This is a genomic window from Candidatus Halobonum tyrrellensis G22 (genome assembly GCF_000495475.1).
Classification (GTDB): domain Archaea; phylum Halobacteriota; class Halobacteria; order Halobacteriales; family Haloferacaceae; genus Halobonum; species Halobonum tyrrellense.
In genome coordinates this window covers 34,038-52,698 of record NZ_ASGZ01000020.1, presented here as the reverse complement: position 1 = coordinate 52,698, position 18,661 = coordinate 34,038, and the positions used below count along the sequence as shown (strand labels likewise).

Sequence of the window (18,661 nt, the reverse complement as noted above, 5' to 3'; positions counted from 1 at the left end):
CCGACCCGGACCACCCCGCGGACGCGCCGGACGCCGAGAGCGCGCGCCGGCCGGGCGAGGACACCCCCAACCGCGGGATGGCGGGCGCGCGCCCCGAGGAGCGCCCCCAGCCCGCGGGCCGGCGGAACAGCCACGGCGTCCGGGTCGACCCCGAGGTGGAGGCCGCGGAGGCCGAGCGGACCGCCGCCGTCTCGGCGCTCGTCGAGAACGAACCGGGCGTGCTCTCGCGCGTCTCGGGGCTGTTCTCCCGGCGGCAGTTCAACATCGAGAGCCTGACGGTCGGTCCGACGACCGTCGACGGCCACTCGCGGATCACGCTGGTGGTCGAGGAGACGGACTCGGGGATCGACCAGGCGAAGAAACAGCTCAAGAAGCTCACGCCCGTCATCGCGGTTGGCGAACTCCGCGACGACGCGGTGCGGGCGGAGCTGGTGCTTCTGAAGGTGCGCGGCGAGGAACCCGACAAGGTCCACGCGATCACGGAGATGTACGAGGGCCAGACGCTCGACGCGGGACCGCGCACCATCACCGCCCAGATCACGGGCGACCAGGGGAAGATCGACGACGCGATCGACGCGTTCCGGCAGTTCGGCATCATCGAGATCGCACGGACGGGACAGACCGCGCTCGAACGCGGCGACTCGCCGACGACGCCCGGCGAGGAGCCGGGCCACTCGGCGACCGGCGCGGACGAGACCGAAACGGAGACGGCGGCGGAGAAGACAGGAGAATACGATGACTGACGACACGGACGACACCGACGACGGATTCGACACGACAGTACACTACGACGAGGACGCGGACCGCTCGTACATCGACGACAAGACGGTGGCCGTCCTCGGCTACGGGAGCCAGGGGCACGCCCACGCGCAGAACCTCTCCGAGAGCGGCGTGGACGTGGTGGTCGGGCTGCGGGAGGGCTCCTCCTCGCGGGACGCCGCGGAGGCGGACGGCCTGCGCGTCGCGACGCCCGTCGAGGCGGCGAGCGAGGCGGACATCGTCTCGATGCTCGTCCCCGACACGGTCCAGCCGGACGTGTTCGAGGCGGTACGCGAGGAGTTGGACGCCGGCGACACGCTCCAGTTCGCCCACGGGTTCAACATCCACTACAACCAGATCCGCCCGCCCGAGGACGTCGACGTGACGATGGTCGCGCCGAAGTCGCCGGGCCACCTCGTCCGGCGCAACTACGAGGCCGACCAGGGCACCCCGGGGCTGCTCGCGGTGTACCAGGACGCCTCCGGCGACGCCCGCGAGGAGGGGCTGGCGTACGCCCACGCGATCGGCTGTACGCGCGCGGGCGTTATCGAGACGACGTTCCGCGAGGAGACGGAGACGGACCTGTTCGGCGAGCAGGCGGTGCTGTGCGGCGGCGTCACCTCGCTGGTGAAACAGGGGTACGAGACGCTGGTCGAGGCGGGGTACAGCCGCGAGATGGCGTACTTCGAGGTGCTCAACGAACTGAAACTCATCGTCGACCTGATGTACGAGGGCGGGCTCGGCGGCATGTGGGACTCGGTGTCGGACACCGCCGAGTACGGCGGACTGGTCCGCGGCGACGAGATCGTCGACGAACACGCCCGCGAGAACATGGAGGAGGTGCTCGAAGCGGTCCAGAACGGCACGTTCGCCCGCGAGTGGATCGCCGAGAACCAGGCGGGCCGACCCTCCTACACCCAGTTGCGGACGGCGGAGAAGAACCACGACATCGAGGACGTCGGCGAGGACCTCCGGAGCCTGTTCGCGTGGGGCGAAGACGAGGCGAGCGAGAGCGAGTCGGAGTCCGACGAGGAGGAACAGGAGCGAACGGGAATGCGCGCCGATGACTGAGGGGCGCGACGAGGGGGCGACGATGGCGGACGTCCGTCACACCCACCCCGAGACCGGCGAGACGTTCGGCGCGGTGTACCGCCGCGGGCCGGCGGTGGCCGACGGCGGGGCGACCCGCGAGCGTGACCGCGGGTCGGACGGCGCGAGCGACGGGACCGTCGCGGACGTCGACCACGAGCCGCCGTACCCCGACCCCGCGGACGTGTGGGCGCGGGGCGGCGAGCGGAGCGGCGCGGACCGAGGGGACGACACATGAGCGAAGGCACGCTGTACGACAAGGTGTGGGACCGGCACGAGGTGACGGAGCTCCCGACGGGACAGACCCAACTGTTCGTCGGCCTCCACCTGATCCACGAGGTGACGAGCCCGCAGGCGTTCGGCATGCTCGACGAGCGCGGGATGGAGGTGGCGTACCCCGAGTTGACCCACGCTACGGTCGACCACATCGTCCCGACCGCCGACCAGAGCCGACCGTACGGCGACGACGCGGCCGAGGAGATGATGAGCGAACTCGAGACGAACGTCCGCGAGGCGGGGATCCGGTTCTCCGACCCCTCCACGGGGGATCAGGGCATCGTCCACGTGGTCGGTCCCGAACAGGGGCTGACCCAGCCCGGCAAGACCGTGGTGTGTGGCGACTCGCACACCTCGACTCACGGCGCGTTCGGCGCGCTCGCGTTCGGGATCGGTACCTCCCAGATCCGCGACGTGCTCGCGACGGGCTGTGTCGCGATGGAGAAGAAGGACGTCCGTCGGATCGAGGTCACGGGCGAACTCGGCGACGGCGTCGAGGCGAAGGACGTGATCTTGGAGATCATCCGGACGCTCGGCACCGACGGCGGCGTGGGCTACGTCTACGAGTACGCCGGCGAGGCGATCGAGTCGCTCGACATGGAGGGGCGGATGTCGATCTGCAACATGTCGATCGAGGGCGGCGCGCGCGCGGGCTACGTCAACCCCGACGAGACCACCTACGAGTGGCTCGCCGACACCGACGAGTTCGCCGACGACCCCGAGCGATTCGAGGAGTTGAAACCCTACTGGGAGTCGGTGCGCTCGGACGACGACGCGGAGTACGACGACGTGGTCACGATCGACGGCGACTCGCTCGAACCGATGGTGACGTGGGGGACGACCCCGGGGCAGGGCGTCGGGATCACCCAACCGATCCCCGCTCCGGACGACCTCCCCGAGGACAAACGCGACACCGCCGAGCGCGCCCAAGAGCACATGGGCGTCACGCCCGGCGAGACCATGGAGGGGTACCAGGTGGACGTCGCGTTCCTGGGGTCGTGCACCAACGCGCGGCTCACGGACCTCCGGCGCGCGGCGCGGGTCGTCCGCGGCCGGACGGTCCACGACGACGTGCGTGCGATGGTGGTGCCCGGGAGCCAGCGGGTCCAGGCGGCCGCCGAGGCGGAGGGGCTCGCGGACACGTTCCGCGAGGCCGGCTTCGAGTGGCGCAACGCGGGCTGTTCGATGTGTCTCGGCATGAACGAAGACCAGTTGGAGGGCGCGGAGACCTGTGCCTCGTCGTCGAACCGCAACTTCGTCGGCCGGCAGGGGTCGAAGGACGGCAGGACGGTCCTGATGAACCCCCGGATGGTCGCGGCCGCGGCGGTCACCGGCGAGGTGACCGACGTGCGCGACATCGAAGAGCGCGAGGAGGTCCGCGCGTGAGCGCCGACGGCTCCGACCCCGACGCGGACGACGGTGCGGGCGGCCCCGCCGAGACGGTGTTGCGGGTTTCGGGGACGGGCGTCCCCGTCCGGGGGAACGACATCGACACCGACCAGATCATCCCGGCGCGGTTCATGAAGGTGGTCACGTTCGACGGCCTGGGTCAGTTCTCCTTCTTCGACCAGCGGTTCACCGACGACGACGAGGAGAAGGACCACCCGTTCAACGAGGAGCGGTTCCAGGGCGCGAGCGTGCTCGCGGTCAACGCCAACTTCGGCTGCGGGTCCTCCCGGGAACACGCTCCCCAGGCGCTGATGCGCTGGGGGATCGACGCGATCGTCGGCGAGTCGTTCGCGGAGATCTTCGCGGGCAACTGTCTCGCGTTGGGCGTGCCGACCGTGACCGCCGACCACGAGTCGATCAACGCGCTCCAGCAGTGGATCGACGACCACCCCGACGGCGAGATCGACGTCGACGTCGCGGCCGAGACGGTGACCTACGGTGGCAACGAGATGAGCGTCTCCGTCGACGACGCCCAACGGCGTGCGCTGGTCGAAGGGGAGTGGGACACCACCGCGCTGATGAAGTCGAACGCGGGCGCGGTCCGCGAGACCGCCGAGTCGCTGCCGTACGTACGCGACGACCAGATCCCCGCGGGCGACCGATGAGCGCGGGTGGAGGCGGGAGCGACCCCGCGAACCCGGCGACGGTCGCCGTGATCGCCGGCGACGGCATCGGCGCCGAAGTGATCCCGGCGGCCCGGCGCGTCCTCGATGCGGTCGGCGAGTTCGAGTTCGTCGCCGGCGAGGCGGGCGACGCCGTACGCGAGGAGACGGGGAGCGCGCTCCCCGAGGAGACGTACGAGTTGGCCGCGAGCGCGGACGCCACGCTGTTCGGCGCCGCCGGCGAGACGGCCGCCGACGTGATCCTCCCGCTCCGGGAGGCCGTCGGCTCGTTCGTGAACGTCCGCCCCGCGCGGGCGTTCCCGGGCGTCGACGCGCTCCGCCCCGAGACCGACCTCGTGTTCCTCCGGGAGAACACCGAGGGCGTGTACGCCGGCCACGAGGACCGCCTCTCCGACGACCTCTCGACGCTGACGCGCGTCGTGACCGACTCGGCGTCCCGACGGCTCGCCGAGTTCGCCTGCGAGTACGTCGAGGGGCGCGACACCGACACGCTCCAGGTGGTCCACAAGGCGAACGTGATGCGCGAGACCGACGGCCGGTTCCGCGACGCCGTCGTCGACGCCGCCGGGGAGGCGGGCGTCGACACCGAGGAGGTGCTGATGGACGCGTTCGCCACGCGGGTGTGTCTCGAACCCGAGCGGTTCGACACGGTGGTCTGTCCCAACCTCGCGGGCGACGTGCTCTCGGACCTGGCGGCCGGTCTCGTGGGCGGGCTGGGACTGTTGCCGTCGGCGAACGTCGGTCCCGACCGCGCGCTGTTCGAACCCGTCCACGGCACCGCGCCCGACATCGCGGGCGAGGGGGTCGCCAACCCCGCGGCGGCGATGCTGTCGGCCGCGATGCTCGTCGAGTACCTCGACGACGAGGCGGCGGGCGCCGACGTGCGCGCCGCCGTCGAGGCGACGCTGTCGGACGGCCCGCGCACGCCCGACCTGGGCGGCGAGGCGACCACCGACGAGGTGACCGACGCGGTACTGGCGCGACTGTAGCCGGGTGCGGGCCGCGGGCGGAGACGAATCGGAACAAACTCTTTTGCGACGGCGGGGAGTACTGGGGAGCATGCCGGACATCCACGTGAGCGAGGAGACGCTCGAACGGCTGAAGGGGCTCCGCCAAGAGGACGAGAGCTACGAGGAACTCGTCGAGGAACTCATCAACATCTACGAGGCCGAGGAGTTGACGATGTTCCACGGCGGCGACGAGGTGTAGGCTAGGCGTCCGGTCCCGCCGGTCGCGGGCGTTCGCTGGCCCGCGACGACCCTCGCTTCGCGTACCGCGCCCGGCCGAGCGACGGCTACTCCTGGTAGGCGATGCGGACCTGCTCCCACTTGCCGTTGGCTTCGAGGCGTTCCTGCAGTCGCTCGGCGTACTCGGCGGTGAGTTCCTCGGCCGCGTCGAGTTTCTCGTCGTCGGCGCCGCCGCCGCCACCGCCGCCGAACAGCGCCTCCTTGAGAGTCGAGACGATGCCGCCCGACCCGGACGAGCGGCCGCCCGCGTCGCCCCCGCCCGCGCCGGGGACGGCACCCGTCTGTGAGGACATCTCCTCTAAGGCGGGGAGGATCTGCGGCACCTTCGAGGTGTCGGCGACCACCCGCGCCGTCTCGGGGTCGTCGGCGTTTTCGATCTCGAACTCGGTGGCGGTCATGACCAGTCCCCACTCCTGATTGGAGAAGCGGGAGTCGCGCACCCGCTCGGAGAACTCCCGGTCGACCGTCATCCGTTCGCCGACGATGGCGTCGGTCCACTCGCTCATACCCTCCGATGACCGCGAGCGGGTATGTGGATTTCCCTCCCGGACGGATCCGACGCTACTCCGCCCGCTCCTCCCCGCTCCGCTCTCCGGTCGGTTCGTCCATGTGGACGTCGACGTCGAGACCGAACTCGTCGGCGCGCTGGCGCCAGAACTCGGTGAACCCCTCGCCGTACTCGTGGGCGGTCGACTCCCCGCCGCGCACCATGTCGAGTTTGAGGTCGACCTCCTCGGTGAGCCTGTCGCCCACGTCGTCGGCGATGACGCCCGAGCGGACCGCGTCGAGGATCGCGCTCTTCTCGCGACGGAGCACCTGCCGCTCGCCGATCAGCACCCGCTCGTGGCGGAGTTCGGGGTTGTCGGTCAACAGCGTCGAGATGGCGCGGTCGAGGTCCTCCTTCTCGCGGCCGTACTCCGCCTGGAAGTCCTCGTACACGTCGCCGGGGATGTCGCCCTGCGAGTTGAGCCGCTCGGCGGCTTCGAGCGCCTGGTCGACCGCGCGGGCGCGGCCGGTGAGCAGTTCGTACAGTTCCTCGGCGTCCGACCGGGTGACGATGTCGAGTCTATCGAGTAGCCGCCCCATCGACAGCCCCTGGACGACCAGCGAGAACGCCGCGATGCCGAACACGAGCGCGGTCAACTGCGCGCGGGGGAACGCCTCGGGGACGGTGGTGCCGGGCGCGGGCAGCCCCAACACGAGCGCGATCGGGATCGAGCCGTGGAGTCCGCCCCACACCATGACGTGCTGGTAGGAGAACGGGATGTCGTTCGACAGCCACTGGTTGACGACGGCGGTCGTCGCGTAGACGACCACCGCCCGCGCCGCGAGCGTGAGCACGAGTCCGATCACGAGCAGGTCGGCGAACCGCACGAGGTCGCCGATCGGCGTCCGGACGCCGATAGCGACGAAGACGAACGTGTTGACGATGAACGCCGCGGTCTCCCAGGTGTTGAACACCGACACCTTCGTCCGCGGGCTCATCGCGTACTCGGCGCCCTGGTTGCCGATGAACAGCCCCGCGACGACGGTGGCGATCACGCCGCTGACGTGGAGGTAGTGCTCCGCGAGGAGGAAGCTCCCGTACGCCAACACGAGCGTGAGGACGATCTCGGTCATGTGCTCGTCGAGGTTGTACATCACCTGGTACACCGCGTAGCCGGCCGCCAACCCGACCAGCATCCCCCCGAGCGAGACGACGACGAGTTCGCTGAGCACGTCCGCGGCGCCCGACAGCGTGAACAGCCGCGACGGCTCGATCCCCTGTTGGACCAGCGTGAGCAGCGTCGTGAAGATGACGACGCCGACGCCGTCGTTGATCAGCGACTCCCCCTCGACTAAGACGGAGAGGCGGTCGGGCGCGCCGAGTTCGTCGAACACCGCGAGCACCGACACCGGGTCGGTGGGGAGGATCATCGCCGCGAACAGAAGCGAGACGACCAGCGGGAACCCCAGCGCGTACGAGCCGACGAACCCCACGAGGAGCACCGACACGATCAGTCCCGGCACCGCGAGCAGGAGGATCGGCAGCAGGTTCCGCCGGAACTCCTCGAGGTCGGTCGTCGCCGCCCCCTCGAACAGCAGGGCGGGCAGGATGACCAACAGGATGAGGTCGTGTGAGAGTTCGCTCGCCACGCCGATCTCGACCCCGGCGATCGAGACGACGAACCCCGCGAGTAACAGCGCGATCGTGTACGGGAACCGACCGACCTTGGCGACGATCGTACCGACGCCCGCCGCGATCAGGAACACGGACAACAGCGGGATGAGTTCCGCGACGATGCCGGTCGCTTCCTCCTGGAGCAGGACGGCCGACGCGAGCACGGTCAGCGTCCCCTCCGACACGAGGATCGTTGGGTGTGTGACATTCGGGTACCGTCCCGTCCGACCGGGGGCGACTAAACGCTTTCACGTCCGCGGCGCGCGAGACCGGCGGGACGGCCGGTCGACGGTCCGCGGAGACGGCCGGGGACGACCGGAACCGGCCGGCCGTCGGACCGCTCGCTCAGTCGGTCCGCCCGGCGGAGTCCGACCCGGATCGGTCGGAGTCGACACCGGGGTCCGAGCGGTTCGCGCCGGGTCTGGGATCGCCCCCGCGGGTGTCGCGGTCGGCGGTCTCGTACCAGCCGACGCGCTTGGCGACCGCCCGGATCGGGGCGAACACCAGGTCCGACAGCCGGGAGAACTCGCCGGAGGCGGAGGCGTACACCAGGACGGGCACGTCGCGCTCGCTCGCTCGCGCGACGACCCGGTCGGGCGTGCTCCCGAAGACGTGGCGGCTCAGCCCGCGGGTGCGGGCGGCGCCGATGGCGAGCAGGCCGCCGCGGTCGGCGGCCGCGTCCACGAGCGCGTCCGCGATGCTGTCGGAGGTCACCTCGACCACGTCGGGGGTGGAGCCGTCGTCGAACGGGTCGAGCGTCGGGCCGGTGTCCTCGGACGTGCCGGACGTGCCGGTCGGCTGAACGTCGACGACGGTCACGTCGCCGCCGGCGCGAGCGACCCGGCTGGCCAGCTCCGCGAGCGCCCGGTGGTGCGGGCCGCCGCCGGTCCCGATCGTGAGCGGCGACAGTTCCACGTCCCCCTCACCGAGGCCGCGGACGAACAGCACGTCACACGGCGAGCCGTACTCCAGTTCGTGCGCGAGCTTGTAGTGCTGGCTCGGGTAGCCCATCAGGATCCGGTCGGCCTCCGTCTCGCGTGTGGTCTTGAGCACGTCGAACGCGATGTCGCGGGAGACGTGCCCCTCGACGACGAACGTGGCGTCGAGGTCGTCGACCCCCGCGAGCACGTCCTCGAGGCGGTCGACCCGCGCCTGTGCCACGTCGAACACCTGCTCGCTGTACGTCTGTTCGGGGATCTCCGTGACGTTGAGGAACCACACCTCCGTCGGCTCGTCGTACAGTTCGCCCATCCGCGCGGCGAGTCGCGCGTACATCGGAGCGTCCTGCATCCGGCGGACGGGGACGAGCACGCGGAAGCGGTCCTCCTCGCCCTCGCCGGTCACCTCGTCGAGTTCCGGTTCGACGTCGGCCTCGGGCGTGCTCGGCCCCGACCCGCCGACGCTCCGGGAGGCGTTCCCGCCGACCGCGACGGTGCGCTCGGGCGACGCCTCCCGCACCAGGTCGGACTCGGCGGGCGCGCCGCCCCAGCCCACGTAGAGTGCGACCACCACGACGGTCAGCGCGACGCCGATGATGGTTCCGATGACGGGGAGCATGTACACCAGCGCGACGTTGGCGACGATCCCGAGCGCGGGGAGGTACGGGACGAGCGGCATCGAGAAGCCGCGATCCAACTCGGGTTTGTTCCGCCGGGAGTAGATGAGCACCGCGTTCACCACGGCCAACGGCATGAGTAGGTTGAACGTCGCGAACCCGGTCAGCGGTTCAAGGCCGAACAGTCCCTCCTCGCCGCCGACGAACAGGCCGAACCCGAAGATACCACCCTCGCCGCCGGGGACGAACCCCATCAACAGGCCGTGCTGGCCGAACAGCGTCATGAACACGAAGATGAGCACGGCGATGAGCACCGTCGCGGTGGCGACGCTGTACGTCGGCGTCTCGTAGTCGGGGTCGATCCGCCCCATCGCGCGGGGGGCGTGGCCGTTCTGTCCCATGAGCGAGCCGATGCCCGAGGCGGCGAGCACCGACGCGTTCGACGCGGAGATCATCGAGAAGACCGCGCCGGCGACGATCAGGTACTGCCCGACCGGCCCGAGGAACGACGCCGCGACTTGTCCCATCGCCGTCTCCCCCTGTGCGAGCACGGAGTCGGAGACGGGCGCGTTCACCATCGCGATGATGACGAACGTGTACAGCACGGTCACGGTCACGATGGAGGCGGCGATGGCGCGCGGCACCGTCTTGCGCGGTTCGATGATCTCGCCCGCGGAGGCCGCGATGGCGGAGAAGCCGAAGAACGTGATGAACGCCAGCGCGGCGATGGAGACGATGCCGCCGGCGTCCGTCGAGAAGTCGCTCGCGAACGTGGTCGCCGCCTGACTCGGCCCGGCGTACGCGACGGCGCCGCCGATGAACACGAACAGGATGGCCACCTTCGCGGCCGTGACGACCACCTGGAACGTCCCCGACTCCTCCGTCCCGCGGGCGTTAAGGTAGCCGAGGAGGAGCGCGGCCGCGATGCCGACCGTCCCCCGCGGGAGGACGTGGAGCGACTCGGGGAAGATGAACATGAAGAACCACTCGTCCATCGTCGCGAGGTAGAACGCGGTCGTCCCGGTGTAACCGAGGAACAGCGACGCGCCGACCGCGTACGTGAGGAGTCCGTTCCCCTCGAACGTCTCGGAAGTGAACAGGTAGCCGCCGCCGTTCTCGGAGTAGATCGAGGCGAACTCCGAGTAGGTCGCCGCCGTGATGCTCGCCACCAGCGCCGCGATCACGAACGCGATGACCGCGCTCGACCCGATCTGGTTGACAGCCGTCCCCGACAACGAGAAGATACCTGCCGCGATCATCGTCCCCAACCCGAGCGCGAACGCGACCCGGAAACTGAGGGTACGGGTTCGCTCTACCATCCTGTCACCTCGGCGACTGCTGTGAACCGCATCGAGAAGTACATGTCCACCACCTCACGACGTGTCGACAAAAGCCGCATGGCCGGCGTACGCGTCTCTAGAACGCGCATCGATGCCGTAAAATCGGTCAGATCGGCGTGGGACTCCCCAGTTCCAAGATTACACCGGAGTGAGTCTCGCAGTTCCGGATCTGTGTGGGCGCGTACGTGTCAAACCGTCCGCAACGACGGCGCGGCGGCCGTTCTCACTGGTACTCCGTGATCGCCACCTCGAACGACCCGCTGTCGGCGTAGGCGTCGGCGAGGAGGCGGAGGGCCGTCGCGTCATCGGGGGCGTCGATCGTGACAGTCTCCCGGCTGTTGGGCGTCCACGACCGGTAGCCGAACTCGGACGTGGTGGGGCACGACCCGGTGCCGTCAGTGGCGTAGCGCTCGAAGTCGGCGCCGTCGGTGTCGTCTCCCACGACCCGAGCGGATAACACCTTCATAGTGAGTTAATTCTTTTGACATCGATGTGTATTTAATGGGGAGAGAGCTCACCCCGAGTAGCCGTGGAACGAGCCCGCGGGTGGGCGGCCGAGTTCCGGCGGGTCGCCCGCACGGCGGCGAGGGCCACCCATCGCGGGCGGTGCGGACCGGAAGCGGTATTCGGGCGGGCGGAATTCGGACGGGTATGGGGTTGTTGGCACGGCTGTCCGACGCGGTCGGCGGGGACGAGCGGACGCCCCGCGGCGTCGCGCTGTTCGTCGACGGGCCGAACGTGTTGCGCGAGGAGTTCGACGTGGACCTCGACGACGTGCGCGCGGCCGCCGCCCGCGAGGGCGAACTGGTGACCGCGCGGCTCTACCTCGACGAACACGCGTCGCCGGGGCTGATCCAGGCGGCGGAGGCGCGCGGCTTCCAGACCGTCGTGACCAGCGGCGACGTGGACGTGAAACTCGCGGTCGACGTGACGCGGTTCGCCGTCGAGCGGCGCGCGGCGACGATAGCCGTCGCCTCCCGCGATACGGACTTCAAACCCGCGCTGGAGACCGCAAACGAGTACGGTCTCCGGACGCTCGCCATCGCGCCCGGGATGTACGGCCGGTCGGACGCGCTCCCGAACAGCGCGGACGCGAGCGTGACCCTCGGGGAGTGACCTAGTACTTCGGGTCGGCGCCGGCTATCTCGTACAGTTCGTCCATGATGTCGTCGCGGTAGCTCCGCCACGTCTCGAACGCATCCGGCGAGTCGGGGTAACGGTCGTAGTGGGCCTTCAACTCGCGCGCCTTCTCGCGGACCTGCCAGAGTTCGTACAGCGAGTCCCAGTGGCCGGCCGTCTCGACGACGGTCCGGAGTTTGAGTCCCAGCCCCATCGACGTCTCGCCCTTCCCCAGCGCGTCGACCAACTGCTGGCCGGGGATGGCGGTGACGATGTCGGTGAGTTCGTCCACCTCGTGGGCGGTCCCCCAGATGTTGTACAGGTCGATCGCGGCGAACCGCTTGCCGAAGTCGGTCAACACGTCGCGGTTGTACGACCACAGCGCCTCCTCGCTCGTGTCGCCGTCGGAGATTGCGGCGACCGCGCGCTGGGCCGCCCAGTGGGCCGACTTGGCCGCGCCGGGGATGCCGCCGCCCGTGGTGGGGTTGACGTGCCCCGCCGAGTCGCCGACCGCGAGGAAGCCGTCGGCGACGGCGGAGTCGTACGGCCGGCGGGTCGGCAGCGCCGCGCCGAGTTTGTCCCGAACTTTCGCCCCCTGGAACTCCGCGCGGCTGTGGAGGTCGCGTTTCAGGGCGTCGACCAGTTTCATCGGCGGCTCGGTCATCTGAAAGCCCAGTCCGGCGTTGATCTCCGTGCTCGTCCGCGGGAAGTACCAGAGGTAGCCGAGTTCCTCGGTCGGCTTGAACACGATGGCGTCGTCGTAGTCGACCGGTTCGGGCACGTCGAGCACCTCGCGGTACGCCGAGCAGAACTGCGAGTACGAGACGTTCGTGTCGAACGTCGCCCCCGAGAGGTCCGCCCGGTCTTGGAGGATCGACAGCGCGCCCGCCGCGTCGACCGTCACCTCGGCGTCGTACGAGACGGCGTCGCCCTCGCGGGTCGCCCGCACGCCGGTGACGCGGCCGTCGTCGTCCTGCGTCACGTCCTTGACGACCGTATCGAAGTGGAGTTCGGCGCCCGCGCGTTCGGCCTCCTCCAGGATGATCTCGCCGTAGCGCTTCCGGTCGATCACCGAGCCGGTCTGCCCCAGCGGGATCGACAGTTCCTCGTCGGTCCGCGGGTTCTCGAACACCGCCCGGCTGATGTTCTGGTTGGTGAACGACTCGTCTCGCAGGTAGTCGAGGTCGACCACGTCGGGGAACGTCGACTTCCCCTTGATGGCGTCGCCACAGGCGATGTGGCCCGCCTCCTCCTCGGGTTTCCGCTCGAGGATCACCGTGTTCAACCCCTCCTGCGCCGTCGTCGCCGCCGCGAACGCGCCGGCCGTGCCGCCGCCGACGACGACCACGTCGTACGAGTGAGATGCCGCAGACATACGCTTCCGGTTGGCAAGCACCCGTCAAAAAAGGCGCGTATCCGGTGCCCGTGTTCCGTGTTCGGCGAGCCGCGGTCTCACGCCGCCTCGGGTCCGCCGGGCAGTCGCGACTCGGCGACCGCGAACGTGAGCGTCGAGAGCACGCCCAACAGCGTCCCCGCGGCCAGCGCGAGCGCGAGACGCGAGAGCGTCAGCGGCGTCGTCCCCGGGATGGACGGGAGGAAGTAGCCCGAGACGCCGTACAGCACCACCGCGATCGCGAGCACGTAGAACGGCGCGTTGAGGTAGCGCCACCGGAAGCGGTCGGCGAGGTACTCGTCGGTCACCTGTCCGAGCGAGGAGGTGACCCCCGCGACCGCCGCCCACTGGACGGCGGTGTGGACGAACACCGCGACGGCGCGCTGGGGCGGGAGTCCGGCGTCGGCGACGCTGCGGGCGGACCCGAGCGCGTCGAACCCCTGGACGACGCCGACGACCAGGAGTGCGAGCGCGACCAGGTAGGTGACCAGCGTGACGCGGCCCGCGTACAGCCCGGTCCGCACGCGTTCGGCGGTGGCGTCGACGGTCTCCTCCAGTCCCAGCCCGCGGAACAGCGTGTACAGCCCCAACAGCGCCGACACCACCCCGAGCACCACCGCGCCGGGGATGTCGAACCGGCTGGCGACGATCGACAGCGGGTAGATCAACAGCAGGACGCCCAGCGGGATCAGGATCGTCCCGCGGGTCTCGGGGTCCGACAGCACCTGCTTCATCGTGTAGTACATCGACTCGAGGTCCTGCGCCTGCCTGACGACGACGCGACGGACGCCGTCGAGCGGCACCCGCGAGCGGATCACCGGCAGCACCGACTCGTCCTGTGCGCCGTCGGTGATCACGATGGCGCGGACGTCCTCGCCGGTGGTGAGCGCGGCGAGCACCTCGTCGACCTCCGCGCCGACCGCGCGGTTCGCCTGCACGTCGCTCCCCTCGACGCCCGTGACGGCGGCCACCTCGACCTCCTCGTCGACCGACTCGTCCGCGAGCAGGTCGTCGTACGCGTGGACCGCCTGAAACAGCACGTTCACGTCGGAGTCCTCCGGGTCGGCGGTGGCGAGCGCGACCGCCGCCGCCTCGACGGCGTCGCGGCCGATGACCGGCGTGTCGAGACCGGTCTTCCGCCCGAGGTCGTCGTCGAGGTCGACCGGGAGGACCAGCAGCATCGTGAGCCGATACGTCGTGGGAGGTATAACTGCTTTCGGGAGCGGCCCACGACGCGGGAACCCGCCGGTCGGCGACCGGGCGCGCCCCCGGCGGACGCCGACGGACCCCGACGAACCGACCCGGAGGGACGCGACCGGCCCGTCGGCTCAGCCGCCGTCGCTCTCCTCGTGGACGACGGCGCCCATCAGCGTCCGGACGGCGTCGTCCTCCCCCGAGAGGATCGTCGGGTACGCCCCGACCGCGACGACGAAGTCCGCGCCCGCCCGCACCGCGTTCGCGACGTGGATCCGCGTGTCGACGGTGACCCCCTCCGTGAGTTCCGTCTCCGCCTCGAACACGCCGACGGTGGTCTCGGTGCCGAGCACCTGCGCGGTCTCGTCGTCGAGCTGTTCGACGTCGCCGATCCCCTCGTAGCGTCCGATCGTCCGCCGGGCGAGTTCGGCCGCGCTCATCCCGCCGACGGGGTTGAGCGTCTGGCCCGCGATCTCGACCGCGGGCGTCGACAGCACCGTGAAGACGGCCGCCTGGTAGCGCTGGCCCGCCACCTCGACCGCGCGGTCGTACTGCGCGAGTTGGTTGCGCGCCACCACCGTGCGCGACTGGCCCGCCACCTCGACCGTCCGTTCGATCTCCATCGGTTCGACCCGGTACTCCGCGTACCCCGTCTCGGAGAGCGCCGCGTCGGGGACGGTCGCCGGCGACGCCGACACCTCGATCGGTTCCGACCCGGTGACGAACCCTAAACAGCCGCTCGTCGCCGCGAGCCCCCCGAGCGCCGCCGCGCCCCCCGCGCGGAGGACGTCTCGTCTGCGTACCATGTGCGGGTAACTGTCGCGGAGACGCATGAGTCTCGTGGTGGAATTCTCACGGCTGGTTCCGACGGGGCGACCGACCGGGACAACCGTTAGGGTCTCCCCGGGCGTACGCCGGCTGTGAACCGACGGCGCTCGCTCGCCCGCGCGTTCCGCGGCCTCTCGGTCGTCGCCGTGAGTGCGCTCACGGTCGTCCTCGTCGCCCTCCTCCCGGCGCCCGGCTCGCGGCCGTCGCGACTGCTCCTGTTCGGACTGGTCGCGCTGTTCGGCTGGGTCGGCGCCGCCGGCGCGGTCCGCTCGCGGGTGCGACTCCTGACCGCGGGCGCGGTGGGGCTGTTCCTCCTCGGCTTCTGGCAGTTCACGGTCGGGTGGGTCGTCCTCCCGACGTCGCTGGTCCTCCTCGTCACCGCGGCCCTGGTCCTCCTCGACGGCCCGCCCGAGGGGCGCGAGCGGCCGCCCGCGTGAGCGTCGGTCGCTGCCCGGCGGGGCGTCGACGTCGCGACTCGGGGGTGTCGACCCCGGAGGGCGAGAACGCACCGCTTTTGCCGTTCGACCGAGTAGTGGGGGCACCGAATGATCTCGAAGGGCTGTGAACAGTGCGCCAAAGGGGGGAAGATGGTCCTCTTCGTCTACGGCTACTGCGACCAGCGCGACTGCTTCTACTGTCCGCTCGGCGAGAACCGCAAGAACGTCACCGACGTGTACGCCAACGAGCGACTCGTCGAGTCGGACGACGACGTGCTCGCGGAGGCGAACCGGATGGACGCGCTCGGCACCTCCATCACGGGCGGGGAGCCACAGGAGGCGATGGACAAGACCTGTCACTACCTCTCGTTGCTCAAAGACGAGTTCGGCGAGGACCACCACACCCACCTCTACACCGGCATCACGGGCGGCCGCGAGAACATGCGCCGACTCTCGGAGGCGGGACTCGACGAGATACGCTTCCACCCGCCGCTGGAACTGTGGGGCGACCTCCACGGCACCGAGTGGGAGGACATCCTCCACGTCGCCCGCGAGGAGGGGCTGACGCCCGCGTTCGAGATTCCGGGTATCCGCGCCGAAGAGGAGTTCCTCGAGTTCCTCGACGAGGGCGCCGCCGAGTTCTGTAACGTCAACGAGTTCGAGATGTCCGACGGCAACTACCGGCGGATGCAGGAGGCCGGGTTCGAACTCCAGGAGGGGCACATGTCCGCCGTCGACGGGTCGAAGGAGGCCATCCTGGAGACGATGGGCGGCCACGAGAAGGTGTACTTCTGCACCTCCGTGTTCAAGGACGCCGCCCAGCACCGCAACCGCCTCAAGCGGATGGCGAAGAACCTCCGGCGGCCGTTCGACGAGGTGACCGACGACGGCACGCTGGTGTACGGCAAGACGTACGCCGACCCCGGGGAGTTGGAAGCGCTCGGCGTCCCCGAGGAGTTCTACACCGCCAAGACGGACCACGTCGAGGTGGCGTGGTGGCTCCTAGAGGAGATGGTCGACGACGGCGACCTCTCCGACGGCGAGGTGGTCGAGCAGTACCCCACCGTCAACGGCACCGTCGTCGAGCGGACGCCGCTGGCGTGAGTCGGGGAGCGGTCGGTCGACCCCCGTCGCCCGACCCGCGCGTGCGAACGTGACACAGGCCGGCCGCGGACCACATTCCTTTTAACCGCTGGGACGGTAGCAGGCGCAAGAGGAGATTTCGCTATGGAGATGCCGCGACGGATGAACACGTACTGTCCGTTCTGTAAAGCCCACGAAGAGCACGAGGTCGAGAAGGTCCGCCGCGGCCGCGAGACCGGCATGAAGTGGACCGACCGCCAGCAGAAGCGCGGCACGGCCGTCATCGGGAACGCCGGCAAGTTCTCGAAGGTGCCCGGCGGGGACAAGCCCACGAAGAAGACCCACCTCAAGTACCGCTGCGCCGACTGCGGCAAGGCCCACATGCGCGAGGGCTGGCGCGCCGGCCGCCTCGTCTTCCAGGAGTAACGATGGCGGGTAACTTCTACCGCGTCCAGTGTCCGGACTGCGAGAACGAACAGGTCGTCTTCGGGAAGGCCTCCTCGGTCGTCAACTGCGCCGTCTGCGGGACGACGCTCGCGCGTCCGACCGGCGGCGACGCCGAGTTCGCGGGCGAGGTCGTCGAGACGGTCGAACAGCGGGCCTGAGTCGGCCACCCTCCGCCTTCTCCTTCGCGATGCCCGTCGACCCGGAGCGACCGCCCCACCGGTCGCTCCGAGCGCGTGGTGTCGGACGGGCGACGGCCGGGGTATCCAGCCCCGGTCCGCCGCCCGAGAAACCGCATCCGCGTGCCCGCCCTCCCGGGCGGGCGTGTCCACGAAGCGTGGCGACCTCCTCGGGGTCGAGGAACTCCCGATCGCCATCCGTTCGGAGTGTAAACTGCGTAAAAAGTCTGCTCACTCCTCTCTCATCGTGGGAACTCGGTATCTCCCCACCGGTAACTAACTCGTCTCCGCCGGGCGCGTGTCGGCGCCGTCGGCCGACCGGGAGTTCCGAAACGGTATTAGCCTGCGGTCGTGATCGTGAAGTATGAAATTCAGCGGCTGGCCGGAGAAGGGTGAACTCGTCGTGGGGGAGATCGACGAGATCGCCGACTTCGGCGTCTTCGTCGACCTCGACGAGTACGAGAACAAGCGCGGGCTGGTCCACGTCAGCGAGGTGGCGAGCGGGTGGATCAAGAACATCCGCGACCACGTCGACGTCGAGGACCGCGTCGTCGCGAAGGTGCTTGAGGTCGACGAGGACGCCCAACAGATCGACCTGTCGATCAAGGACGTCAACGACCACCAGCGTTCGGAGAAGATCCAAGAGTGGAAGAACGAGCGCAAGGCGGACAACTGGATGACGCTCGCGTTCGGCGAGGACGTCAGCGACGACAAGTACATCCAGGTCGCCGAGGCGCTGTACGCCGAGTTCGGCTCGATGTACGACGGGTTCGAGGCGGCCGCGATCCACGGCGAGGAGGCGCTGGAGGACACCGACCTCCCCGAGTCGGACGTCGAGGCGATCGTCTCGACCGCCCGCGAGAACGTCTCCGTCCCGTACGTGACGGTGACGGGCTACGTCGACCTCTCGTGTCCCACCCCCGACGGCGTCGACTCGATCAGGGAGGCGCTCGGGGCCGCCGAGGGGAACGGCGAGGTACCCGGCGAGGCCGAACTCGACGTCTCGTACGTCGGCTCGCCCGAGTACCGCATCCGGGTGCAGGCGCCCGACTACAAGACCGCCGAAGACGAGTTGGAGGCCAGCGCCGACCGCGCGCGCGAGTCGATCGAGACCGCGGGCGGCACGGGGTCGTTCCACCGCGAGCGCGAGAGCGACGACGAGTAACGGCGTCGGGCGGGCCGCCGGCGGCCGTCCGGACACTCGACACCCAGTGAACCAGTGAAGTCCGACATCAGGGTCTGTTCGGCGTGGGAGACGGAGCACGAGCGGCCGGTGTACACGCTCGGCGACGCCTGCCCCCGGTGTGGCGCCGACGCGGTCAACTCCGCGCCCGCGCCGTTCAACCCCGAGGACCCGTACGGCGAGTACCGCAGGCGCGCGCGGCGGCGCGACCGCCGCGGTGACGCCGACTGACCCGACACCCGGTCGGTCCGGCCGCCCCGACCCCGAGAGCGACGCGGGGGCGAGCGGAAGCCGACGCCCTT

General features: G+C 69.9%; 21 protein-coding genes. 14 read left to right on the top strand and 7 right to left on the bottom strand.

Features of this window, described 5'->3' with window-relative positions; genetic code table 11:
- The first annotated feature begins 77 nt into the window (after positions 1–77).
- From ilvN to K933_RS18625, 7 genes are all read left to right on the top strand, one after another.
- Positions 78–743: an acetolactate synthase small subunit gene (gene ilvN, locus K933_RS06115; RefSeq protein ID WP_049947657.1), complete on the top strand. Its 666-nt coding sequence runs from the start codon at positions 78–80 to the stop codon at positions 741–743.
- A complete protein-coding gene (gene ilvC, locus K933_RS06110; protein ID WP_023393825.1) occupies positions 736–1,830 on the top strand; it encodes a ketol-acid reductoisomerase in 1,095 nt (364 codons plus the stop codon). The genes ilvN and ilvC overlap by 8 nt, the downstream gene beginning before the upstream one ends.
- Complete coding sequence (locus K933_RS06105) at positions 1,823–2,086, top strand: hypothetical protein (RefSeq protein ID WP_023393824.1); 264 nt, start codon at positions 1,823–1,825, stop codon at positions 2,084–2,086. The genes ilvC and K933_RS06105 overlap by 8 nt, the downstream gene beginning before the upstream one ends.
- Complete coding sequence (gene leuC, locus K933_RS06100; protein ID WP_023393823.1) at positions 2,083–3,510, top strand: 3-isopropylmalate dehydratase large subunit; 1,428 nt, start codon at positions 2,083–2,085, stop codon at positions 3,508–3,510. The genes K933_RS06105 and leuC overlap by 4 nt, the downstream gene beginning before the upstream one ends.
- Positions 3,507–4,178, top strand: a complete 672-nt coding sequence (leuD, locus tag K933_RS06095; RefSeq protein ID WP_023393822.1) for a 3-isopropylmalate dehydratase small subunit — start codon at positions 3,507–3,509, stop codon at positions 4,176–4,178. The genes leuC and leuD overlap by 4 nt, the downstream gene beginning before the upstream one ends.
- The gene (locus K933_RS06090; protein ID WP_023393821.1) at positions 4,175–5,185 is read left to right on the top strand and encodes an isocitrate/isopropylmalate family dehydrogenase; all 1,011 of its coding nucleotides are present in this window, start codon (positions 4,175–4,177) and stop codon (positions 5,183–5,185) included. The genes leuD and K933_RS06090 overlap by 4 nt, the downstream gene beginning before the upstream one ends.
- Positions 5,186–5,255: 70 nt before the next feature.
- Positions 5,256–5,405 (top strand): DUF7557 family protein, encoded by a 150-nt coding sequence (locus K933_RS18625; RefSeq protein ID WP_023393820.1) that lies wholly within the window; start codon positions 5,256–5,258, stop codon positions 5,403–5,405.
- 85 nt (positions 5,406–5,490) lie between these two features.
- On the opposite strand, the gene K933_RS06085 is transcribed toward K933_RS18625, so the two are convergent.
- From K933_RS06085 to K933_RS06070, 4 genes are all read right to left on the bottom strand, one after another.
- Positions 5,491–5,949 carry a DUF5799 family protein gene (locus tag K933_RS06085; protein ID WP_023393819.1) on the bottom strand — a complete coding sequence of 153 codons (459 nt, stop codon included), beginning with the start codon at positions 5,947–5,949 and terminating at the stop codon, positions 5,491–5,493.
- Positions 5,950–6,004: 55 nt separating this feature from the next.
- Entirely contained in the window at positions 6,005–7,789 is a 1,785-nt protein-coding gene (locus tag K933_RS06080) for a Na+/H+ antiporter (protein WP_023393818.1), read from the bottom strand.
- Between the two features lie 160 nt (positions 7,790–7,949).
- Entirely contained in the window at positions 7,950–10,478 is a 2,529-nt protein-coding gene (locus tag K933_RS06075; protein WP_080509207.1) for an amino acid permease, read from the bottom strand.
- A gap of 244 nt (positions 10,479–10,722) precedes the next feature.
- On the bottom strand, positions 10,723–10,941 hold the full coding sequence (locus K933_RS06070; RefSeq protein WP_023393816.1) for a hypothetical protein: 219 nt from the start codon (positions 10,939–10,941) through the stop codon (positions 10,723–10,725).
- Positions 10,942–11,150: 209 nt separating this feature from the next.
- On the opposite strand from K933_RS06070, the gene K933_RS06065 reads away from it, so the two are divergent.
- On the top strand, positions 11,151–11,615 hold the full coding sequence (locus K933_RS06065) for an NYN domain-containing protein (RefSeq protein ID WP_023393815.1): 465 nt from the start codon (positions 11,151–11,153) through the stop codon (positions 11,613–11,615).
- A 1-nt stretch (position 11,616) separates the two neighbouring features.
- Here K933_RS06065 and K933_RS06060 read toward each other — a convergent pair whose 3' ends face one another.
- The 3 genes from K933_RS06060 to K933_RS06050 all read right to left on the bottom strand — a co-directional run bounded on the left by K933_RS06060 (position 11,617) and on the right by K933_RS06050 (position 15,011).
- Positions 11,617–12,993 (bottom strand): geranylgeranyl reductase family protein, encoded by a 1,377-nt coding sequence (locus tag K933_RS06060; RefSeq protein WP_049947653.1) that lies wholly within the window; start codon positions 12,991–12,993, stop codon positions 11,617–11,619.
- Between the two features lie 77 nt (positions 12,994–13,070).
- Positions 13,071–14,192, bottom strand: a complete 1,122-nt coding sequence (locus K933_RS06055; RefSeq protein WP_023393813.1) for a DUF373 family protein — start codon at positions 14,190–14,192, stop codon at positions 13,071–13,073.
- A gap of 147 nt (positions 14,193–14,339) precedes the next feature.
- Positions 14,340–15,011 carry a DUF6517 family protein gene (locus K933_RS06050; protein ID WP_023393812.1) on the bottom strand — a complete coding sequence of 224 codons (672 nt, stop codon included), beginning with the start codon at positions 15,009–15,011 and terminating at the stop codon, positions 14,340–14,342.
- Positions 15,012–15,125: 114 nt separating this feature from the next.
- Between K933_RS06050 and K933_RS06045 the strand changes: the two genes are divergently transcribed.
- The 6 genes from K933_RS06045 (at position 15,126) to K933_RS06020 (ending at position 18,590) form a co-directional block, all read left to right on the top strand.
- Positions 15,126–15,470, top strand: coding sequence for a hypothetical protein (locus K933_RS06045; RefSeq protein WP_023393811.1), 345 nt, complete (start codon positions 15,126–15,128; stop codon positions 15,468–15,470).
- Positions 15,471–15,578: 108 nt separating this feature from the next.
- A complete protein-coding gene (locus tag K933_RS06040) occupies positions 15,579–16,574 on the top strand; it encodes a radical SAM protein (protein WP_023393810.1) in 996 nt (331 codons plus the stop codon).
- A 123-nt stretch (positions 16,575–16,697) separates the two neighbouring features.
- A complete protein-coding gene (locus tag K933_RS06035) occupies positions 16,698–16,979 on the top strand; it encodes a 50S ribosomal protein L44e (RefSeq protein ID WP_023393809.1) in 282 nt (93 codons plus the stop codon).
- A 2-nt stretch (positions 16,980–16,981) separates the two neighbouring features.
- Positions 16,982–17,158, top strand: coding sequence for a 30S ribosomal protein S27e (locus K933_RS06030; protein WP_023393808.1), 177 nt, complete (start codon positions 16,982–16,984; stop codon positions 17,156–17,158).
- 382 nt (positions 17,159–17,540) lie between these two features.
- Positions 17,541–18,341, top strand: coding sequence for a translation initiation factor IF-2 subunit alpha (locus K933_RS06025; RefSeq protein ID WP_023393807.1), 801 nt, complete (start codon positions 17,541–17,543; stop codon positions 18,339–18,341).
- Between the two features lie 54 nt (positions 18,342–18,395).
- Positions 18,396–18,590 (top strand): RNA-protein complex protein Nop10, encoded by a 195-nt coding sequence (locus K933_RS06020; protein ID WP_023393806.1) that lies wholly within the window; start codon positions 18,396–18,398, stop codon positions 18,588–18,590.
- The last annotated feature ends 71 nt before the right edge of the window (positions 18,591–18,661 follow it).